Raw genomic sequence first — 20,165 nt, forward strand, 5'->3', positions numbered from 1 at the left:
AAAAGTTATTTCGTTTTAAATGTACGTTTATCAGCTGTTTTTAGTTATTTTTAATTTTAAAAAAGCTGGAAATCATCCGAAAACGATTTCCAGCTTTTTTTTAGTCCCATACAGCTAATACGCGTCTTTTCAAGTCATTCATTGCTTTTTCTGCGTTTTCTTCTGTTTCAGCAATGGTTTGGAAATAGATTTTACATTTTGGTTCAGTCCCAGAAGGTCGGACAGCGAACCATGATTTGTCTTTTAAGTAAAATTTCAATACATTTTCTTGAGGTAGCTCGATGTTTGTTATTTCTTTTGTGAGAAGATTTGTTCGCTCACTAGTGAGAAAATCTTCAACAGCTACTATTTCTGGTAAAAAATGGGGTTCTTTTCGTAAAGTGTCTATCATTTGATTCATTTTTGCAGCGCCATCGTTGTTTTCGAGGGTAATAGTGTGCAAATATTCTTTATGATAGCCAAATTGTTCATATAAAGAAGTTAGTTTTCCAAGCAGGGTAGTTCCTTCTTTTTTATAGAAAAGAGCCATTTCTGCTGTAAGTAATGCTGCTTGTACCGCATCTTTATCGCGTACAAAAGGCGCTATTAAGTAACCGTAACTCTCCTCGTAGCCAAAAATAAAATTAGCTTGCGTCCCTTCCATTTCGGCTATTTTTTCACCAATAAATTTGAAACCTGTGAGCGTTTGGACGTGACGAATACTAAATTGACTTGCTATTTTGGCACCTAAATCTCCAGTGACAATCGTATTAATCATCGTATCCTCTTTCGTTACAAACTCTTTCGCCGACAAAATATAGTCTAATAACAAAGCACCAAGCTGATTTCCTGTTAAAATTTGATACTCGTTTTGATTGGTTAAAACTGCTACTCCGAGTCTGTCAGCATCGGGATCAGTTGCCAAAATTATATCCGCTTGCATTTTTTGCGCTTGCAGTTTAGCTAATTCAAAACTATTTTCTTCTTCTGGATTAGGTGAAACAACCGTTGGGAAATCTCCGTCTGGCTCACTTTGTTCTTGAACAAGTAGCGTATTTGAAAAGCCATTTTCCGCTAAGCCTCGCATAACTAGTTCTTTACCAGCTCCGTGAAGTGGTGTATAGCAAATCCCTAATTCATTTCCATAATCAGCAACCAATTCCGGACGAGAAATTACTTTTGTTAAAGCCTGTAAATAGGCGTCGTCCATTTCTTTTCCAATGGTAGTAACGAGCAAATTTGGTAATTCTCGAACTGGTATACGAAAAATATCCGTTATTTTATTTAAATAGCTGGTAATTTCCTGTGCCGCACCTAATGTGATTTGGCATCCATTTTCATCATACACTTTAAATCCATTATAAATAGAAGGATTATGGCTCGCGGTAATCACTACTCCGGCAAAGGATTTCGTTTCCCGAACGCAAAAAGAAAGTGCTGGCGTTGGACGAATCGTATCTGATAAATAAACTCGAATGCCCAGTGCTGATAATACTTTTGCTGTTTCAGCTGCAAAAACGTCTGAATTATTTCTAGAATCGTAAAAAATTGCGACGCCCTTCTCTTTGCCTCCATTTGCTGCCACATACTCGCCTAATCCACTTGCCACCCGTCTGATTGTAAAAAGGTTAATGCGATTCGAGCCAAGCCCCATTTTTCCACGCATTCCGCCTGTTCCAAATGTTAAGTATCCTTCAAAACGCTCCTGTTCATGTTCCACTCGCTTTAATTCACTTCGCCACTCATCAGATAAATCGGCATTTTTCCAAGCATTCAAATAGTTTTGCCAAGTCATTTAGCTTCCACTTCTAACTGATGTAAAATTTCACTGATTTTCATATCGCAACCTGCCATGGAAGTATCCGCTACCCCGTAATACATGTGTAACGTGTCGCCTTCTTGAATGGCTCCACAAGCAAAAACAACATCGCCAAAGAAACCATTTTTTTCATAATCAGCTACTGGTTCTAAAATCGGGGTTTTCGTTCTTTTCAGTACAATTGTTGGATCATTTAAATCAAGCAATGCCGCGCCCATCACGTAACGATTCTCTTCAGTTGCACCGTGATATAAAATCAACCAGCCTTCTTCTGTTTTGATTGGCACACAACCTCCACCAACGCGACCACTGTCATATTCACCAGGACGGATACCAAGTAAATGACGATGATCTCCAAAACTACGCAAATCCGGTGAAGAAGCAATCCAAATATCTAAGTTACCGATACTTTTTAAACTTGGGCGATGTAGTGCATAATATTTCCCATTAATTTTTTCCGGGAAAATAAGTACATCTTTATTTTCAGGAGCAAAAATATTGCCTTGATACTCCAAATTTTCAAAGTCTTTTGTTGTAACTAATGCGTCTGCTACACCGAACTCAGATACCGCACTGAAATTCACATGATAAGTATCTCCAATTTGTGTCACGCGAGCATCTTCAATCCCAAATGTCTGATATTCATTAAATGGGTATAAAAACGGCTTTTCATCTAAGGTAAAATGATGACCATCTTTACTGCGAGCGATTCGAATATATGAAAGAGAAGTTAAATAAGAAAATCCTTCTAGTTTTGCTTTACTGCGAATCATTCGCGGATCTTCAAAATCATAATTTTCATCATCTAAACGGAAAGATTGTAATTCTAATTCTTTGTTTTTCTCATTATAAACTGGTGCAAGAACTATTTCTGGGTCTTCACTAACTGGTTTTTCTGCCACACGAAGAAGTAAAAGCACTTCGCCATTATACTCGGCAACACCGCCGTTGAAAGCGCCAATCACTTCAAAACCTTCATGGATTGGTTTCACGTCTAAAGGTGTAATTAATGGATTTTCTTCATAACGATAAATGTTCATTTCTATTCAAAACTCCTACTATTAGTTATTTTTAAATGGATCAGGAATGGTTAATTTTTGTGCATCAGAATCGCCAATCCCTGCATAAAGTTCAGCAGTACCGTCTGAATTTCTGATTAAACCGCCGCTAAATACAACATCTGCTAAATCAGGTCTTTTCGCCTCACTTGGAGCAAAATCAGCACGTTCTGCAATAATTTTTTCTTGTTCGATTTGTGTAAAATCTTCATTTAAACAAAAAGAGCACGCGTAATAATGACGATCACCAGATTCATCAAAACAAGCAATATGACCAAGAACGCCAATTCGACCATCTTCGAGCAAATGAATCTCATTGCCGCCGCCCCATTCATCACCTGAAAAGTTTCGTTTTAAAAGGGGCGCTTTCTCAATTTGTTCAATTGTTAAATCCGCTAGTGAATTAATGACGATTGCGCCAATTTTCCCGCGACCGCCTTTTTCGCCTTGTGGTCTTGTTAGTACTAAAATCCGGCCGTCTGCTAGCTCTTTCACTCGTAAATCTTTCATTCCAATTGGACCTGTAAAAATTTGCTCAAAGTCGGTAAGCGAAGTTGCGCGATATAAATTAGTGCGCCAATCTAACATTGCCCTGTCCGATTCTTTAGGAAAAACTTCCACGCCACCGATAATAAGTTCTCCTTGTACAAACGTTACAAATGGATCTTGCAGGGCTAGGATAGTCGTATTTTCAACTAATTGATACGTATCCTTTGCCGTATTTTCAAAAAAGCGCACTTCTGCAAACTCACTATCTCGTGATTCCACTCGTCCAGCAATATATTCTTTTCCGAGCCAAGTAAAAGGCGCAGTAATGTTATAGACATCCTTGTCAAAAGCGCCACTTAACTCAAGATGGGTGTAAGAAGCAGTCTTTGTTTCACGATAAACTTGCAATAAGGTTTCAATTGATTTCATGTTAATCCTCCACTCTGAGCGCAATTCCAGTATACGCTCCCATCTTAATGCCAGCTTCTAACATCACAGCTTCTCCAAAAACAAGCTCTGATTTCCCTTGAAGTGGATATGTCACCTCTGCCTCACCAAAATGCAGTAAAAATAAGAATTCCCCACGCTGATAGCTAAGTGTTTCACCATCTAACGTTAATGACGCGTATTCTTTTTCTTTAAAATCATGACCTTTTCTAAAAGCGAGTAAAGCTTGGTAAAAATGCCACATTGATAATGCATCTTCCTCATTTAAACTAGCCATTTTAATCCAGGGTTGACCGGTCGTAAATGGCTTCCCGTCCGGAAATACCATCGGGCCGCGTGCTTTATCGCGCGTTTTATTTATCGCGAGCTCAAGTGCACTTTGTTCATCTGAACCTGCTTGTAACGCTTGATAATAAGCTGCAGTTCCTTGAATATCACGCATTTCTTCCACGGAGGAAAAGGTTAAATCTGGCACCCCCACTTCCTCGCCATAATAAATAAACGGTATACCTTTAGCAGTTAACATTAAAAACGCTAACAGTTTCGTTTTGGACAAGTTTCCGTTTGAAAGTCGTGTTGTAAATCGACTCATATCGTGGCTACCAAAGAAAAGCGTTGGCCATTGTCCCTCTTGTAATGCTGTTTCCATTTCATTTAAAGTAGTAAATACCGATTGCGCATCAAGCAGTTCGACACTTCCAAAATTAAAATTAAAGGTAACATCAAGCATTGTTTTCGAACTATATTTCGCAATTTCTGGCAATTTATCAGAACTAATTTCACCTACTAAAAATACCTCTCGCTCTTTGCGACAAAAAGCAGCAATCTGCTCTAAAGCTTGTTCGAGTCCTTGTTGATTTCGATCATAAACATGCTCCATTTCATTATCTACAACTGGATTATCTGGGAACTCAAGTACAAGCGTTAAATTATTAATCACGTCTAACCTGAATCCTGCCACGCCTTCATTTAACCAAAATGCTAAAACTTGCTCGATTTCAGCGCGAACAGCCGGATTCGCCCAGTTAAGATCAGCTTGTTCCTTTGCAAAACTATGATAATAATATTCACCAGTAAGTTTATCGAGCTCCCAAGCTGAGCCACCAAAAAACGACTCCCAATTATTTGGTTTTTGACGCCAAATATAATAATCTCGTTTAGGATTTGTTTTGCTACTCCGCGACTCCTTAAACCACGCGTGCTCTGTCGAAGAATGATTTAAAACTAAGTCAATAATCACTTTTATGCCTCGCGCATCTGCTGCTTTCATAAATTCTCGAAAATCAGCCATACTGCCGTAATCTGGATTTATATCACAGTAATCCGAAACATCGTAGCCATTATCCACTTGTGGTGAAGGATAAAATGGAGTGAGCCAAATGCCATCAACCCCTAAATCTACCAAATAATCTAACCTACTAGTCAATCCTTTAAAATCACCTAAACCATCACCATTACTATCTTGAAATGATTTCATATAAATTTCATAAAAAACACTATCCCGCCAAAATTCCAAGTTCAGTCGCTCCTTTTATTTCAAAGTAAATTGCATTCCTTCTTGGAATTTCTTTGAGAAGAATAAGAATAGAATAATTAGTGGTAGTGTGAGTAGTACAGAAGCTGCATACATTGGACCTGGATAAGTTGCATACGGTCCGAACATTTGCGAAATTAGTACATTCAGCGTTACCGTTCCATCACTCTTCGTTACAAGCATATCCCAAAGTAAATTCGTCCATCTGTCTGTGAACAGGAATAAAAAGATAACTGTTGTGATTGATTTGGACATCGGAAGTACAACCCGAAATAGAATTTTCAAATCACTCGCACCATCCAATTTTGCTGCTTCAATTAAAGTATCTGGAATCGCTTTAAAAAAGTTGGTATACATAAATACAGCCCATAAACTAAGCATCGTCGGAATAATCATTCCAGCGTACGTATCAAGTAAACCAAAGTCCGTAATCATTAAAAATTGCGGAATTAGCAAAATAATCGCCGGGAAAAACATTTGGAATAAAATCGCATTATTAACAATTTTTTTACCCTTAAAATCAACTTTTGCGAGTGCATAGCCGACCATTAAGCCAAAAAGTAACATTAACCCTGTCGCAATCGTGGAAACAATAATGGTATTAATAAAGGCGTGAATCCACGGAGCAGGCGCCGCAACCACTGAATTCCCAAACAGCCAATCCCAAGAACGAGTGGTAAATTCAGTCGGAATGAGCTTTTTATCTACTTGATCCCAAGCTGCAAATGAATTTAATACGAGATAAATAAACGGATAAATCATAACTAACATGAGCAATGTTGTCAGTATATAGCGAACAATTTTTCCTGCTTTACTATTATGTCCAACCATTTCTTTGACCCCATTTCTCAAGCATTTTCTTAATAACTCCAATTGATGCGAACGTTACAGTAGCAGCCATAAGAGAAATCGCTGAAGCATAACCAGAATTCAAGTTAACAAATGCTTGGTTGAAAATCTCCATTTGCCATGTATTCGTTGCAAAATTTGGACCACCGCCAGTTAGCTGGTATACTTCGGTGAAAATCCCAAAACTAACACCTACCGCTAAAACAATCACGGTAAATAAAGCTGGATAGAGCATCGGAACGGTAACTTTCCAAAAGGTTCTAAAGCGACCAGAGCCGTCCATTGCCGCTGCTTCATAAATTTCATGGTTAATACTAGCGAGTCCAGAAATTAAAATAAGCGCATAATAACCAGACATTTTCCATGCAATCATTAGCGAAATAATGACAAGTGCCGACATCGGCGTCCCAAGCCAATCAATATCCCAACCAAAATGCCCACGTAAAAACACATTTAGAGCACTGTTATACGAAAGTAAACCTTGCACAATTAGTGAAGTAACAACACCTGAGGACAAGTATGGTAGGAAAAACGCCACTAAATATAGTCCTTTAAACTTCGGTAGTCCGTTTACAAGTACTGCGACAATCATCGAAATAATTAACGCCATCGGAACAAACACAATTAAAAATTTATAAGTGACAAAAAATGCCGCTCGAACTGCCGGGCTAGTAAAAGCTTTAATAAAATTATCAAAACCAACAAAATTGATTTCTGGGCTCATCATGTTCCAATCAGTCACGGATAACCAAATTGACCAAATTAGCGGTACTAAGAAAAATACCGCTGTGAATATGAGATACGGGCTGGTAAATGACCAGCCCAATTTGTTATTTCGCCGCTTCATTTTTGAAGCACCCCGTCCTCCGCTTTCTTCATGTCAGACCAAGCTTTATCAGGTTTTTTCTCCCCGCGTACAATTGGATTCCAAGCTTCTTCTCCAAGAACTTGTTGAATATCATTGTATTTCGCATCATCCATCGCTGGAATGCTATACGGCACATTTGCTGCATATACTTCTAATTCTGGATTTTCTTTAAAGAATGCTGTGAAAGCTTCATTTTCTGTTGCATCATCACGTGCTGGAATTAAATTAGTAGTTTCAAGGAATTTCAAATCATTTTTATCGTCGTTATAAACGAATTTCAAGAAGTCCATTGCCGCTTCTTTTTCTTTATCTGTTGCTTGAGCGTACATTACAACCCCTTTTGAATCAGCATAAGTAGCAATATTTTTTTCATTTGCCATGCTGTCTGGTACAAGTGGTGCAGTTATCGCGTAGTTTTCGTTATATTTAAGTTCTGGGAATTTTTCGTCCCAGTTAGGGAAAGTCCACGGGCCATTGTCTGCCATAATACTTGTTCCTGTTTCAAATGGATCTGTTGCTTTACTTGCAAGAAGTAATTTATTTTTTTGCAATTCGGACATGAAGGTTAATAGTTCTGTTCCAGCTTTATCGTCTGCAACTAATTTGCCATCTTCAACAAATGCATTTCCTTTTGAAGCTGCATCATACAGTGGGAAGAAATCAAACCAGCGCATCCATGCTGTTGGGTCAGATAAATCACCTTTAGCCCAAAGTACTTTATCTGGATATTTCGCTTTTAATTTTTTACCAACTTCAAGTGCTTCACTATATGTTTTTGGTGGAGCATCATAGCCAAGTTCTTTTAATGTATCTAAACGCCAAGCAAAAAGAATTGGATTGGAGTATACAGGTAGCACATATTGATTGCCATCAGAGAATTTCCAAGAATCCATTGTTTCGCTCATTTTTCTTTCTTTTACAACATCATCGAGACCTTTTACATCATTCAAAGGTACAATAGCTTTACTATCTGCTAATTGTGCAGCGAAACTACGATTGATATTTTCAGACATAGTTGGTGCCGTTTTAGAGGCGATAGCTGATTGAATTGTCGCTTCTGATGATGGGCTTTCTTTCATTTGGGAAACTTCAACCGTTACATCTGGGTTTTCTTTTTCATATGCTTTTGCCATTTCATCCCAATATTTTACTTGAGTTGGATTTGGAGCTGCCCAAAACGTTACTTTTGTTTTACCGTTATCGTCTCCACTTTTGTTTCCTCCACCGCCACAAGCAGTTAGTAATGAGCCAGCAACCGCAACACTAAGAGCCGCAATAGCAATTTTTCTAATCTTCATATCAATAATCCTCCTAATTCCACTTTTTGTAATTGTAAGCGCTTGATTACGATTACATTATCACATTACATTTTTGTAATGTCAATAATTACTTTTATAAATTCTTTTATTATAAACGTTTTAACCATTTTAATTTAAAACTCATAAAAATTACTTTTAACATTACTTTTTAATTATAAAATTTTTGCTATTTTGTGAATTAACTTCTATAATAGAATAAACAGAGGAAAACGGAGGGGGAAGCATGAAGAAAGTTACAATGCAAGATATTGCTGACAGGCTAAATATAACGAAAAATTCAGTTTCACAAGCTTTAGGTAATAAAAACGGGGTCAGCGAGCAAACTAAATTGGCTGTTTTTAAAATGGCTGATGAATTAGGTTATAAATATAAAAAAGAAATCGCACGAGAGGTCGTGAAAGAAAAATTTGCACTTTTAGCAACTTCATTCGCCTTATCACAGCGTAGTTTTTTTGGCGAAATTATTGATAATATGAAACAAAGCATCATTGCCCACCAAGCGGAATTAATTATTTTTCCAGTGACGGATGAGGAGGCAGAAAAGAATCAATTTCCTGAGCAACTAACAACGGAAAACTGGACAGGGATTTTCTTGCTATCGCATATTAATACAGTTTACAGTAAGAAAGTGATTGAACTTGGTATGCCAGTGGTACTAATTGATCATCACGATCCACATTTAAAAGCCGATGCCGTTATTAGCCAAAATAAAGACGGTGCTTTCACAGCAGTCGAATTTTTAATCGAAAATAAACACCAAAAAATCGGTTTTCTTGGTGATACTACTTTTTCTCCGAGTTATGAAGAGCGCTTTGAAGGATACAAAAAAGCATTGCAGTATTACCAGATTCCTTTTAATGAAAAATATGCCATTACTCGAATTAAAGAAGAACAAACGACACTATACCGGACGCTAGACGAGCTAGATGAACTTCCAACAGCTTGGTTTTGCGTTAATTCAGGCCTTGGATTTATTTTAAATACTTATTTGCAATCAAAAGGATACAATATTCCGAAAGACTTATCGATTATTTGTTTTGATAACACCGAATTTACGGTACTTAGCAATCCCCCACTTACGACAATGTGTACCAATCTTTCGTTTATGGGCGAAAAAGCAGTGGAACTTATGTATAATCGCGTAAGAAAACCAGATGAAGGCTTTGTTCATCTGGCACTTGCGACTAATTTAATAGCCCGAGATTCTGTTGGCGAAAACAAAAAAACCGATTCAGCAACTGAGAGCTGAATCGGTTTTTTTAATTTGCATTTAGTACAGCTACATCTTTTTGTAAAAATGTTAAAACAGCTGCAAATAATTTATCTGCTTGTTCATCCTGACAAATCACATGTTTTGAACCTTCTAGAATAAATAATTCTTTCGGTCCTGGAATACTTTCCATTAAAAAATTGACACTTTTTTCAGCAGAAACAATAGGATCGGCACTGCCTTGTGCAATAAAAGTTGGAATTTCAATATGTTCAAATACTGGTTTTGCAAGAGCGACCATTTTTTTAAATTGAAGCGTGGATGTCCACGGGGTTTCAGTTACTTTCTTTTGATAGCGTTTGAACATCGGGCTGTTTTTAAGCGTGACTTCTTTTGCTTCGGTGATTACTTGCTTGGAATTTTCGATAATTTGTGGCCATTCCATCGCATTTACAGCTGTGCTTAGAAGTACCAGCTTTTTCACTTCCGGATAATGCCTAGCTAGCCATCCCGCGAGCAAACCGCCCATAGAAAAACCAATAATATATACTTCATCGTCTTCTTTTAACATTTGACTTAAAATGCTATCTACAAAAACAATCCAATCTTTATACGTCACATTTTTTAAGTGGCGCAGGTGATCATGGCCAGGTAATGTGGGTGCTAAAACATCCCAATCTGTATGCTCTCGCAAATAATCAGCGAGCGGCTTCACCTCGGACGGCGAACCAGTAAAACCATGAATACACAAACAAGCAACCATTATGCCTTTCCTCCTGTCCAAATTATTACCAATTAATCGGTAATATCATATGTCCAATTTTATTCGTTACTTAATAATAAGATTTTCTACCACATCTTTCAAGCCCATTCCGTAAGAACCTTTGACCAGTATCCATTCATTTCCATTTATTTCTGAAAGAAGCGCCGTCTCAAGCGATTCCTTTGTGTCAAAATGTTGAACTTTTCCCTGACCAATTTTTGCCTCAGCCACTGATTTGAAAGCTTTCATCGCTTCACCGTATAAGAAAATCTTCTCAATCGTATCATTTTCTAGTACTTCAGCAGATTCTTGGTGTAGTTTTGTCGACAAATCGCCTAATTCAAGCATATCTGCAAGTACTAAATATTTTGGTTTACCTTTTGAGTCCATATGCATAAAAGTTTTTAAAACTGTTTTTAACGCTGTTGGGCTGGAATTGTAGGCATCATTTAAAATACGCGCGCCGCTTTTGGTCGTTATCCATTCTAAACGACTTTTAGAACGTTCCATATTTTTAAGCGCTGACTGTATTTTTTCTCCTTCAATACCAATTTCTCTTGCCGCAAGCATCGCCGCCATCGTATTGAAAACATTATGCTCGCCGATAATCGGAACAAAAATTTCTAAATCTGGCTCCCAGTTTGTTATAAAAGAGGTCCCTTCTGCTTCAGCGCGAATTTCTAACGGATAAATTTCCGCTGCATCTGATTTACCAAAAGTTAGTTGTCTAAAATCGCCATCTACGTTTCCTAAAAGAAGGTTTTCTTCATGTGGATAAATTAAAATACCGCTTGGATTTAGTCCTGCTGTAATTTCGAGTTTTGCTTTGGCAATTTCTTCACGCGAACCAAGGTATTCAATATGAGCCTCGCCGATATTAGTAATAATCGCAATATCAGGTTTTGCAATTTTTGACAGCACTTCGATTTCATGACGATGATTCATCCCCATTTCAAGTACAGCCACTTCTGTATCTTCCGGCATCGTTAAAATAGTATAAGGTAAACCAATATGATTATTAAAATTCCCGCCCGTATAGTGCACTTTATAAGTCGTTTCAACAATTGCTGCCATAATATCTTTTGTAGTCGTTTTCCCATTGCTGCCAGTGATTGCAATTACTTTAGGTTTTACTTGCTGAATATATTTCGCTGCCAGCTCTTGAAGGGCTAGCAAAGTATTTTCCACTAAAATAACCGGGAAATCAGTTGGTGGATTGGGTACATCTTTTTGCCAAAAAGTCGCTACCGCTCCCATTTCTCGTGCCTGACTTACGAATTCGTGCCCATCGCGTAAATTCCCTACAAACGGAACAAATAAATCTCCTGACTTTATTTGCCTTGTGTCAAAACAAATGCCAGTAATGACGACATCGCGAAATGTATCTACATGGATGGAACTATCTAACATTGCTACTACTTCGCCTACTGTTTTTTTCAAATTAAATCGCTCTCTTCCATAAAAAAGCAGCTTCCGCATCTGAAAACTGCTTTCTTGTTTATTTTAGTCTTCTAATTTATATTTAAGTGCATTTTTAGCTGCGTGGCGTTCTTTTGCCAAATCAACTAATCGTTCAATTAGCGCTCCGTATGGTAAGCCAGTTTCCTGCCAAAGTAGTGGATACATGCTATATGGTGTGAAACCAGGCATTGTATTTACTTCATTTAAGAACAACTGATTATCTTCCGTTAAGAAAAAGTCAGCACGCACGAGCCCGCTTGCATCAAGTCCTAAGAAAGCTTGAACCGCATATTCTTTCATTTGTTCTAAAATTTCTGGCTCTACTTCTGTTGGAATAATTAATGCAGTGTTGTTATCTTGATATTTTGCTTTGTAATCATAAAACTTAGCAACTGCACCTTCTGGCAAGATTTCTCCTGGAACCGAGCAAACTGGTGTATCATTTCCAAGTACGCCCATTTCGATCTCACGAGCAACCACACCTTGTTCAACAACAACACGACGGTCGTATAAAAATGCTTCTGTCATCGCTTCAATTAATTCTGTTTTATTCGTTGCTTTACTAATACCAACACTTGAACCAAGATTCGCTGGTTTTACGAAGACTGGATATGTAAGCACTTCTTCCATTTCAGTAACCATTTCCTCTTGATAGTTTTTCCAATCAATTAAACGCACCGCAACTGCTGGAACTTGTGGAATACCAGCATCTGCAAAAATTTTCTTCATCACGATTTTATCCATTGCTGCTGATGAAGCTAGGACACCATTGCCAACGTAAGGAATATTTAAAACTTCGAATAAGCCTTGAACAGTTCCATCTTCTCCGTTTGGACCATGTAAAAGTGGGAATACGACTGTTTCTTGTCCGTCAGCTTCTAAAACAGCTGGGCTAATTGCTTCCCCTTCTGATTTTTCTGATTCAGCCGTAGCAAGTTTCACTCTATCTGTAGCCGAGAAACGTAATTGCTCGACAAAATCTAATTTTCCGGAAAGTAACGGTCCTTGAACCCACTCACCTTCGTTTGTAATATATATTGGTTCAGCTTCAAATTTTTCTAAATCTAAAGCATTGATTACTGAAAATGCTGTTTGTAAGGAAACCTCGTGTTCAGCAGATTTTCCACCGTATAATAAAATTAACTTGGTTTTCATAATACCCCTCCGTCATTATTCGCTTTATCTATTTTACCATGTTTTAGCAAGATGAAAAGACATAACTAAAAAATAGGTTGAAAAAATCTTCATTTTCGAATAAGAATGACGTGCTCTTATTCCAAAAAGATCTTTTTCAACCTATTTTATTTAAACACCAGATGTTAATTTTAGACCGACAACGCCAGCAATAATCATCGTAATGAAGAGCAGTTTCCCAACACTCTTACGCTCTTTAAAGACAATCATTCCGAGTGTGACACTACCAACAGCCCCAATTCCGGTCCAAATCGCATAACCCGTACCAATCGGAATTGTTTTAAGTGCGAGAGATAATAAGAAGAAGCTCGCTGACATAAAGATAACGGTGAGTATCGCAAATCCGAGACGTTTAAATCCGTCTGATAATTTCAGCATGACAACAAAGACCATTTCACACAAACCTGCTACGAGTAAAAATATCCAATCCATCGTTATTTAGCCTCCTTCTCAGACTCATTGCCATCCACTAACTTAAGGCCAATAATTCCTGTTAATAGTACGATTAGGGAAACAATTTTCCAAAAAGAAACACCTTCTGAAAGAAATATCATTCCAATAATCGCCGTACCAGCAGCCCCAATTCCGGTAAACACTGCATACGCCGTCCCAATTGGAATCGACTTCATGGAAATCGAAAACAAACCGAAACTAACAATTAGAAATGCTATCGTTAAAAGGCTCCACCCTAACATCGTAAAGCCGTGCGATTCTTTCAGCCCAAAAGCCCAAACAATTTCTGATAATCCTGCCATTATTAAATAAAACCAAGCCATTTTCCTTACCTCCAATTTATCCGAGTAAACTTGCGAGAACTTCCCAAGCGGATTTCCTACGCAACTCAAATTCCGTTTCATCATAGATCCCGTGCTCGACGCTAAGCCCATCGAGTAACGCATAGAACACATGCATCCATCTTGTTAAAGCATCTTCAGGGAGCGCCGGCTCAAGCGTTTTTCGTAAAATATCATTCGTTAACTGCTCATAAGTTCTCGTCTCTTCTTTTAACTCTTCAAAAAGAGACTTTGGTGGATAAAATACTGCTCGTTGGAAAAACTTTTTCTCATCAGGACTTCTTGAAAAATCAGTCGCAACAAAAAAGATTGTCCGCAGTTTTTCTTCTCCTCCTAGCGCTTCTTCATCAGCTACTTTACTTAATTCGCTTAGTTCTGTGTGGATGCTATCTTGATACACTTCCATAAAAAGCGCTTCTTTAGATGGAAAGTGGGCATACAACGATGGCGTTTTAATCCCTACAGCTTTTGCAATTTCAGAAAGAGCCGTTCCATCATATCCTTTTTCTGCAAAAAGGGTTAATGCTACTTCTTTGATAAGTTTTTTCGTCATTAGAATAATCCTCCTAACTAACGTTCATTAGTTAAATTCTATCAAATAAAAAACCAAACGTAAAGGAAAAGGTTTGATTTTTTATTTTTCGATATATTTCCATTCATTTTGTTTTAAATCATAGACTAGTTTTGCGACTTCTTCTTCGTAGTAAATTTTTGAAGTTATTTCTAGTTCAGTCATTTCTTCCGTAAGACCAAGGCCAATTGGTACTTCGATTTGGGTTCTAGTTCTAACGACATCATCCATTGCGATACAAGCACCGTCTTTGAAATGATCGGACATTTTTTTGAGTAGCTCAACTGGTGGTTCAGAAACATATTTTTTCTTTCCAAACGAAAAAATGCCTTTCTCATTAACGAGTTCTGATGTTTTCCGGGCAATGACATAACTTAGCAACATATAAAAATGATTTAAATTCCGATAATATACTTTATTGTAGCGACCGTCTTCTCTCGTTAAATAAACAAAATTATTTTGTAATTTATAGTAAAAAGGAGAACGAAGGTGGCGTCCCGTATGCGCAAGATAAAGCATCTCAGCCACTTCTTGCGGTGTAAGTTGGTTTAAAAGTTCCACATCTTCAAAATCAATCCAACAAAGTGGACTGAAATTTTCTTTAGATATATTTGCCAAATCGCCTGGCTCTAAGTAATGAAAAGCCGTGTGTGCATTATAAGACGCATCTTCCATATTATGTTTGATTAACAATATATTTTCAGGCGGTTGCCCAACGCCATTTAAAAAATCACAAAAAGAAATGCCGCTTGTAGCCACATTGTTAATAACATGATCAATATGAACATAAATAGATTGTTGATTAACTGCTTCTTTTTTCATGTATTTGCCTCACTCTATTTCTATTTTCTTCATTCACAGAAGTCTTCCATACCATCATACAACATTTTCGCTTAAAAAGGATAACAGAAACATCAAAACTTAATGACTAATTTATGACAAAGAAAAAAAGTGGAGTAATTTTACATGCGAATTCTATCATTTTTCGTAACTTCACTTACAAAAAACGCAGACAAATAACATATAAAAAGTCCCCACTTCTCGATTTTATTGCAATCGAAGTGTCATATTCGGCATCGCTTTGCCGCTTACCGATTTCCATATATCTTTTCGGGATTTGGTTTTTTCAACCACAATACCTTTTTCTTTGAGCTGACGGATTACTTGATTCAAATCTTTTTGATTATTATCCAAACTCATCACTCCATCTTCCAAATTAGTTTTCATTCTTTTCATTATCTCTCTTTCCTTACTTTACCATATTCTCTTTAGTAAAAATACCCTATTAATCTAAAAACTAACCTAAATTCGTGACTTTTTTCAAGAAAGCGTTTGAAAACCGAATTTTTTTGGATAATATCGTATTAATATAAAGAATAATTGCCTTTTTCACATAAAGTTTCCTAAGTGGATTTGTAATCCTTTCTTATAATTATAAAATATAATAATCAATAATTGTTAACTAAAAGGAAAAAAGTCGCTATTTTGTGACAAAATTGTGAAAAGAAAACAACATAAAAGATTTTTAAGTAATCAGATTGTGAATATATCGCTATTATGCATGAAATCAAGTCTAAAAATATAATTCTTATCTTCACATTATTGTCACTGATTTTCTCTTATACTTCCTATATAATAAGATACATATATCAGACATCGGAGGAATTACATGAAAAGACGAATTATCATCATATGTGCCACAGTTATTACAACGTTTAGTGTAACCGGTACCTATCTCTACCTAACAAGCCAACAAACTTCCGCTCCAGAAAGAACCTCTAGTATTTCCAAAAAAGACCTTCCAACGTCCAAACCCAAAGATTCCAATCAACATGATAAAGATAAAAAAATCGGTTCAAATAAAGAAAACTTCAAACTAGAAACTGGTTTTGGCAATAAAACATTAGAAGTTGGTAGATTAACTGGAAAAGTTTCACAGGAATCTGTTAATCAAAACAAAAATTTCGAAATTAAATTAACAAACGACAAAACAGCAGCAGCGAAAAAAAAGGGAAGTTCTAAGCTGAATAACACTACACCGAATAACACTTTGCCGAGTAAAGTAAAACCTGGGAAAGTAAATCCAGGTAAACAAGAACCGACCGAAGAGACGCCAATCCAAGATATAAATTTTTATGATAAAGAACGAGTAATGGATCCAATTGACGCACAACTAGAATCATTGGATATAGCGGCTCTTGAAGAAAAAGAGCATCTCGTAATTGGGGCTGACATAGCCAAACTTCAAAATTTAATTGCAACTAACCAACTAAGTTATAAAGAATTAGCAGGAATTTACCTCAACCGAATAAAAAAACACGATCAAAATGGAATTATGTTAAATGCAATCACAGAGGTTAGTCCTACTATTATTGCAGAAGCAGAACAACTTGATAATCAAAACGAGCCAAATAAACCAGCTTTATACGGCATGCCTGTCGTTTTAAAAGATAATATTGGTACTATTACCCTGCCAACAAGTGCCGGTACTGTAGCCCTTAAAGATTGGGTAATGGAGAAAGACGCGGCTATCGTAGACAAACTTAAAACAAACGGTGCTTTAATTCTAGGAAAAACTAATATGTCAGAATGGGCAGCTGCAATGGACGACGGAGTACCAAATGGCTACTCAGGAAAAAAAGGGCGTAGCAAAAATCCTTACTCTTCCGAACTAGATCCACTTGGTTCAAGCTCTGGATCTGCAACTGCTGCTACTTGTGATTTCGCTGCAATTGCGATTGGAACAGAAACAAATGGTTCTATCATTTTACCAGCAGGAGCTCAATCTGTTGTTGGCTTTAAACCCAGCCAAGGCCTTGTAAGCAACGAGGGAATTATCCCACTCTCAAGTAGATTTGATACGCCTGGTCCACTTACAAGAACAGTTACAGATGCTTATTTAACAACCAATGTTTTAATGGATGAAGCAAGTCAAACACCACTTTCCAAAGATGCGCTAAAAAATAAGCGGATTGGACTACTGTCTGATGATGAAAGCAATGAAGAAACAGCCATCCTAAAGAAAATTAAAAAAGATTTAACAACTGCTGGTGCAACCGTTATAGAGGGCATCACATTGGAAGAATTAGAACAAGTGGATACTGATTATATCACTTTATTAAATGCCGATTTCAAACGAGATCTTAATCAATTTTTACAAATTAATCGTTCTCCTATGTCGACATTAGAATCGATTATCGCTTTTAATAAAACTAATCCTACTAGAAACATGAAGTTCGGCCAAAGTGAACTTGTAGCGTCGCAGAATAGTACAATGACGAAACAAGAAGCGGATAACGTAGCTAATGAACTTATTCATATTACACAAAACGAACTGGATTCTGTGTTACAAAATGAAAGATTAGACGCTATCGTATCAGCAGGTGTCGGCGGGTCTGTGAAGTTCCTAGCTCCAATCGCTGGAAATCCGGAACTCACTATCCCAGCTGGCTATGACACTGAATCAAATCAACCTAAGAGCTTAACTTTTGTCTCTAAACGAAATACGGACATAGCTTTACTAAATATGGGATATGCTTACGAACAGATTTCAAAGAATCGAAAAAGCCCCATTTTAACAAACCAATAAAAAAAAGCAATATGCCTGAATAATACAGGCATATTGCTTTTTTATTATAAAACTTTATCTAAGAAACTAATTGTTCTTTCGTTTGTAGGGTTGTCAAAAATATCAGCTGGCTTTCCTTCTTCCACGATATAACCGCCATCCATAAAGATAACACGGTCGCCAACTTCGCGAGCAAAGCCCATTTCGTGGGTAACAATCATCATTGTCATTCCATCTTTAGCTAGCTCTTTCATTACTCCAAGAACTTCCCCGACCATTTCAGGGTCAAGTGCGGAGGTTGGTTCGTCAAACAACATAATATCTGGATCCATCGCCAGAGCTCTGGCAATCGCAACCCGTTGTTTTTGTCCACCAGATAGTTGATTTGGAAACTCATCTGCTTTTTCTTTTAGCCCAACTTGCTCAAGTAAACGAAGCGCGTTACTTTTCGCTGCTTCTTTATCCATTTTTTTCAGTTCTACAGGAGCTAAAGTAATATTTTCTAACACAGAAAGATGCGGGAATAAATTAAAATGTTGAAAAACCATACCGATGTTTTCGCGAACTTTATTAATATCTACTTTTTTATCTGTAATATTAAAATCGTCTACAACAACTTCACCAGCTGTTATTTCCTCTAGGTTATTCATGCAACGAAGAAAGGTACTTTTACCAGAACCAGATGGCCCAATTACGCAAACTACTTCGCCTTCTTTTACTTCTATATCAATGCCTTTTAGCACTTCATTCGCGCCAAAACTTTTTTTAAGACCTGTTACTTTAAGTTTAGTCATTTCGTAATCTCCTTTCCAAACGATCGGACACTTTCGTTAAAATAGTAATGACGATTAAGTACATAATTCCAATGATAAGCCAAGTCCATGTACTTTCAAACGTACGCGCCATAATAATTTTACCAGATTGTGTTAATTCGACGAGTCCAATTGCCGACATAATCGACGTATCTTTCAAAGTGATAACGAACTGGTTGATAAAGGATGGAATCATCATCCGAATTGCTTGTGGTAGAACGACTTTCATCATTGCTTTTTTATGTGGTAAACCAAGACTTCTTGCTGCTTCCATTTGTCCTTTGTCGACAGATTGAATCCCGCCGCGTACAATTTCGACCATATAAGCACCGGCATTTAAGCTTAGCGCAATGACCCCTGCCAAGAATACTGGCATCCTAAAGTCGAGCGCTGCTGGAATACCAAAGTAGAAGAAGAATGCTTGAACAATTAATGGTGTTCCACGGAAAATATCTACATAAACTGTTGCAATCCCACGTAGAATTTTACTATTGCTCACTTTCATAAAGCCAAATGTAATACCAATAATGAAGGCAATAATTAATGAAACAACGGCTAGACGAATAGTCAACCACATTCCAGCTAAAAGTGCTGGCCAGGAAGATTTAATAATACCCATGAAGCCTTTTTCAGTAGTATTTTCTTTAACAGCGTCTTTTCCTAAATAAGTTTCAAGGATTTTATCGTATTCGCCGCTAGCTTTAATATTAACAAGGCCGTCATTGAATTTCTTTAAAAGTTCTTGATTTTGGCCTTTATTAACGGCAAAACCATATGAATTTCCTTTTTCTTTTTCAGTAACGATTTTTAAGCCGTTTCCAGTTTGCACGCCATAAGCGAGTACTGGATAATCATCAAAACATGCAACTGAATTTCTTGTTTTAACGTCATCATACATTTGTGCAGAGTCATCAAATACAACAATATCAAAACCATATTTATCTTTTATTTTTTCAGCGAAAGCGTAACCTTCTGTACCTGTTTTAACGGCTACTTTTTTGCCTTTTAAATCATCATAATTCTTGATTTCGTCGTTATCTTTCAGGATTCCCATAACAACGCCAGAGTCAAAGTACGGATCAGAGAAATCGAATTTTTGTTTCCGTTCGTCTGTAATACTCATTCCAGCGATTACGCCGTCTACTTGATTAGCTTCAAGTGCTTGAACGGCTGCATTGAATCCCATTGCTTTAATTTCATATTTAAAATTTTGATCTTTGGCAATGGCTTTAAGAATGTCCATGTCAATCCCGACATGTTTCCCATCTTTTTCAAATTCAAAAGGTGCAAAAGTAGTATCTGTACCAATCAAATATGTTTCTTCAGCGGCTTTTGCATTTAACCCGTTTCCTGTGAAAATGAACATGGCAACACATGCAATTGCCATTGTTAGTATGAAGCGTGAAAATTTCTTCATATTGTGTCCTCCC

At 37.1% G+C, this 20,165-nt stretch carries 19 protein-coding genes; 2 read left to right on the forward strand and 17 right to left on the reverse strand.

Annotation, left to right across the window (positions count from 1 at the left end; genetic code table 11):
- Nucleotides 1-100: 100 nt before the first annotated feature.
- Genes AC4PG0_RS04075 through AC4PG0_RS04105 form a run of 7 tightly spaced genes read right to left on the reverse strand, consistent with a single transcriptional unit; the run spans nucleotide 101 to nucleotide 8,341 of the window.
- Nucleotides 101-1,774, reverse strand: a complete 1,674-nt coding sequence (locus tag AC4PG0_RS04075; RefSeq protein WP_492167416.1) for a phospho-sugar mutase — start codon at nucleotides 1,772-1,774, stop codon at nucleotides 101-103.
- The gene (locus tag AC4PG0_RS04080; protein WP_112119699.1) at nucleotides 1,771-2,838 is read right to left on the reverse strand and encodes a BtaManbiosPhlase; all 1,068 of its coding nucleotides are present in this window, start codon (nucleotides 2,836-2,838) and stop codon (nucleotides 1,771-1,773) included. The genes AC4PG0_RS04075 and AC4PG0_RS04080 overlap by 4 nt, the downstream gene beginning before the upstream one ends.
- Nucleotides 2,839-2,859: 21 nt before the next feature.
- A complete protein-coding gene (locus AC4PG0_RS04085; RefSeq protein ID WP_492167974.1) occupies nucleotides 2,860-3,774 on the reverse strand; it encodes an MTP-1 family protein in 915 nt (304 codons plus the stop codon).
- A gap of 1 nt (nucleotide 3,775) precedes the next feature.
- Nucleotides 3,776-5,308, reverse strand: coding sequence for an alpha-glucosidase (locus tag AC4PG0_RS04090; protein ID WP_492167415.1), 1,533 nt, complete (start codon nucleotides 5,306-5,308; stop codon nucleotides 3,776-3,778).
- A gap of 15 nt (nucleotides 5,309-5,323) precedes the next feature.
- A complete protein-coding gene (locus tag AC4PG0_RS04095) occupies nucleotides 5,324-6,157 on the reverse strand; it encodes a carbohydrate ABC transporter permease (protein WP_003724791.1) in 834 nt (277 codons plus the stop codon).
- A complete protein-coding gene (locus AC4PG0_RS04100; RefSeq protein WP_033533234.1) occupies nucleotides 6,144-7,022 on the reverse strand; it encodes a carbohydrate ABC transporter permease in 879 nt (292 codons plus the stop codon). The genes AC4PG0_RS04095 and AC4PG0_RS04100 overlap by 14 nt, the downstream gene beginning before the upstream one ends.
- Nucleotides 7,019-8,341, reverse strand: coding sequence for an ABC transporter substrate-binding protein (locus AC4PG0_RS04105; protein WP_003761234.1), 1,323 nt, complete (start codon nucleotides 8,339-8,341; stop codon nucleotides 7,019-7,021). The genes AC4PG0_RS04100 and AC4PG0_RS04105 overlap by 4 nt, the downstream gene beginning before the upstream one ends.
- A 244-nt stretch (nucleotides 8,342-8,585) precedes the next feature.
- On the opposite strand from AC4PG0_RS04105, the gene AC4PG0_RS04110 reads away from it, so the two are divergent.
- A complete protein-coding gene (locus AC4PG0_RS04110) occupies nucleotides 8,586-9,611 on the forward strand; it encodes a substrate-binding domain-containing protein (RefSeq protein ID WP_492167414.1) in 1,026 nt (341 codons plus the stop codon).
- Nucleotides 9,612-9,621: 10 nt separating this feature from the next.
- Here the strand turns inward: AC4PG0_RS04110 and AC4PG0_RS04115 are convergent, their stop codons facing one another.
- The 8 genes from AC4PG0_RS04115 to AC4PG0_RS04150 form a co-directional block, all read right to left on the reverse strand.
- Complete coding sequence (locus AC4PG0_RS04115; protein WP_185625175.1) at nucleotides 9,622-10,335, reverse strand: alpha/beta hydrolase; 714 nt, start codon at nucleotides 10,333-10,335, stop codon at nucleotides 9,622-9,624.
- A gap of 66 nt (nucleotides 10,336-10,401) precedes the next feature.
- On the reverse strand, nucleotides 10,402-11,775 hold the full coding sequence (locus AC4PG0_RS04120) for a UDP-N-acetylmuramoyl-tripeptide--D-alanyl-D-alanine ligase (protein ID WP_010990643.1): 1,374 nt from the start codon (nucleotides 11,773-11,775) through the stop codon (nucleotides 10,402-10,404).
- Between the two features lie 63 nt (nucleotides 11,776-11,838).
- Nucleotides 11,839-12,951 (reverse strand): D-alanine--D-alanine ligase, encoded by a 1,113-nt coding sequence (locus AC4PG0_RS04125; RefSeq protein WP_003771067.1) that lies wholly within the window; start codon nucleotides 12,949-12,951, stop codon nucleotides 11,839-11,841.
- A gap of 150 nt (nucleotides 12,952-13,101) precedes the next feature.
- A complete protein-coding gene (gene sugE2, locus AC4PG0_RS04130) occupies nucleotides 13,102-13,422 on the reverse strand; it encodes a quaternary ammonium compound efflux SMR transporter SugE2 (protein ID WP_003771065.1) in 321 nt (106 codons plus the stop codon).
- Nucleotides 13,423-13,424: 2 nt separating this feature from the next.
- Nucleotides 13,425-13,766 (reverse strand): quaternary ammonium compound efflux SMR transporter SugE1, encoded by a 342-nt coding sequence (gene sugE1, locus AC4PG0_RS04135; RefSeq protein WP_003736027.1) that lies wholly within the window; start codon nucleotides 13,764-13,766, stop codon nucleotides 13,425-13,427.
- Between the two features lie 16 nt (nucleotides 13,767-13,782).
- On the reverse strand, nucleotides 13,783-14,337 hold the full coding sequence (locus AC4PG0_RS04140) for a TetR/AcrR family transcriptional regulator (RefSeq protein ID WP_003771062.1): 555 nt from the start codon (nucleotides 14,335-14,337) through the stop codon (nucleotides 13,783-13,785).
- An 81-nt stretch (nucleotides 14,338-14,418) separates the two neighbouring features.
- Nucleotides 14,419-15,177 (reverse strand): hypothetical protein, encoded by a 759-nt coding sequence (locus AC4PG0_RS04145; RefSeq protein ID WP_003766067.1) that lies wholly within the window; start codon nucleotides 15,175-15,177, stop codon nucleotides 14,419-14,421.
- Nucleotides 15,178-15,402: 225 nt separating this feature from the next.
- Complete coding sequence (locus AC4PG0_RS04150; protein ID WP_010990641.1) at nucleotides 15,403-15,549, reverse strand: Lmo0850 family protein; 147 nt, start codon at nucleotides 15,547-15,549, stop codon at nucleotides 15,403-15,405.
- Nucleotides 15,550-16,024: 475 nt separating this feature from the next.
- Here AC4PG0_RS04150 and AC4PG0_RS04155 point away from each other — a divergent pair, with 475 nt between their 5' ends.
- Nucleotides 16,025-17,944: an amidase family protein gene (locus AC4PG0_RS04155; protein WP_194321323.1), complete on the forward strand. Its 1,920-nt coding sequence runs from the start codon at nucleotides 16,025-16,027 to the stop codon at nucleotides 17,942-17,944.
- A gap of 44 nt (nucleotides 17,945-17,988) precedes the next feature.
- On the opposite strand, the gene AC4PG0_RS04160 is transcribed toward AC4PG0_RS04155, so the two are convergent.
- Nucleotides 17,989-18,717: an amino acid ABC transporter ATP-binding protein gene (locus tag AC4PG0_RS04160; protein WP_003771056.1), complete on the reverse strand. Its 729-nt coding sequence runs from the start codon at nucleotides 18,715-18,717 to the stop codon at nucleotides 17,989-17,991.
- Nucleotides 18,710-20,152 (reverse strand): amino acid ABC transporter substrate-binding protein/permease, encoded by a 1,443-nt coding sequence (locus tag AC4PG0_RS04165; protein WP_160465218.1) that lies wholly within the window; start codon nucleotides 20,150-20,152, stop codon nucleotides 18,710-18,712. The genes AC4PG0_RS04160 and AC4PG0_RS04165 overlap by 8 nt, the downstream gene beginning before the upstream one ends.
- Nucleotides 20,153-20,165 lie beyond the last annotated feature (13 nt).

It is taken from the genome of Listeria sp. MAN/IMW/UF464 (assembly GCF_058683955.1).

Bases quoted from the DNA above. Each gene is read 5' to 3' on its own strand.
- AC4PG0_RS04075 (WP_492167416.1), bottom strand. From the start codon at position 1,774: ATGACTTGGCAAAACTATTTGAATGCTTGGAAAAATGCCGATTTATCT.
- AC4PG0_RS04080 (WP_112119699.1), bottom strand. From the start codon at position 2,838: ATGAACATTTATCGTTATGAAGAAAATCCATTAATTACACCTTTAGAC.
- AC4PG0_RS04085 (WP_492167974.1), bottom strand. From the start codon at position 3,774: ATGAAATCAATTGAAACCTTATTGCAAGTTTATCGTGAAACAAAGACT.
- AC4PG0_RS04095 (WP_003724791.1), bottom strand. From the start codon at position 6,157: ATGGTTGGACATAATAGTAAAGCAGGAAAAATTGTTCGCTATATACTG.
- AC4PG0_RS04100 (WP_033533234.1), bottom strand. From the start codon at position 7,022: ATGAAGCGGCGAAATAACAAATTGGGCTGGTCATTTACCAGCCCGTAT.
- AC4PG0_RS04105 (WP_003761234.1), bottom strand. From the start codon at position 8,341: ATGAAGATTAGAAAAATTGCTATTGCGGCTCTTAGTGTTGCGGTTGCT.
- AC4PG0_RS04110 (WP_492167414.1), top strand. From the start codon at position 8,586: ATGAAGAAAGTTACAATGCAAGATATTGCTGACAGGCTAAATATAACG.
- AC4PG0_RS04115 (WP_185625175.1), bottom strand. From the start codon at position 10,335: ATGGTTGCTTGTTTGTGTATTCATGGTTTTACTGGTTCGCCGTCCGAG.
- AC4PG0_RS04125 (WP_003771067.1), bottom strand. From the start codon at position 12,951: ATGAAAACCAAGTTAATTTTATTATACGGTGGAAAATCTGCTGAACAC.
- sugE2 (WP_003771065.1), bottom strand. From the start codon at position 13,422: ATGGATTGGATATTTTTACTCGTAGCAGGTTTGTGTGAAATGGTCTTT.
- sugE1 (WP_003736027.1), bottom strand. From the start codon at position 13,766: ATGGCTTGGTTTTATTTAATAATGGCAGGATTATCAGAAATTGTTTGG.
- AC4PG0_RS04140 (WP_003771062.1), bottom strand. From the start codon at position 14,337: ATGACGAAAAAACTTATCAAAGAAGTAGCATTAACCCTTTTTGCAGAA.
- AC4PG0_RS04145 (WP_003766067.1), bottom strand. From the start codon at position 15,177: ATGAAAAAAGAAGCAGTTAATCAACAATCTATTTATGTTCATATTGAT.
- AC4PG0_RS04155 (WP_194321323.1), top strand. From the start codon at position 16,025: ATGAAAAGACGAATTATCATCATATGTGCCACAGTTATTACAACGTTT.
- AC4PG0_RS04160 (WP_003771056.1), bottom strand. From the start codon at position 18,717: ATGACTAAACTTAAAGTAACAGGTCTTAAAAAAAGTTTTGGCGCGAAT.
- AC4PG0_RS04165 (WP_160465218.1), bottom strand. From the start codon at position 20,152: ATGAAGAAATTTTCACGCTTCATACTAACAATGGCAATTGCATGTGTT.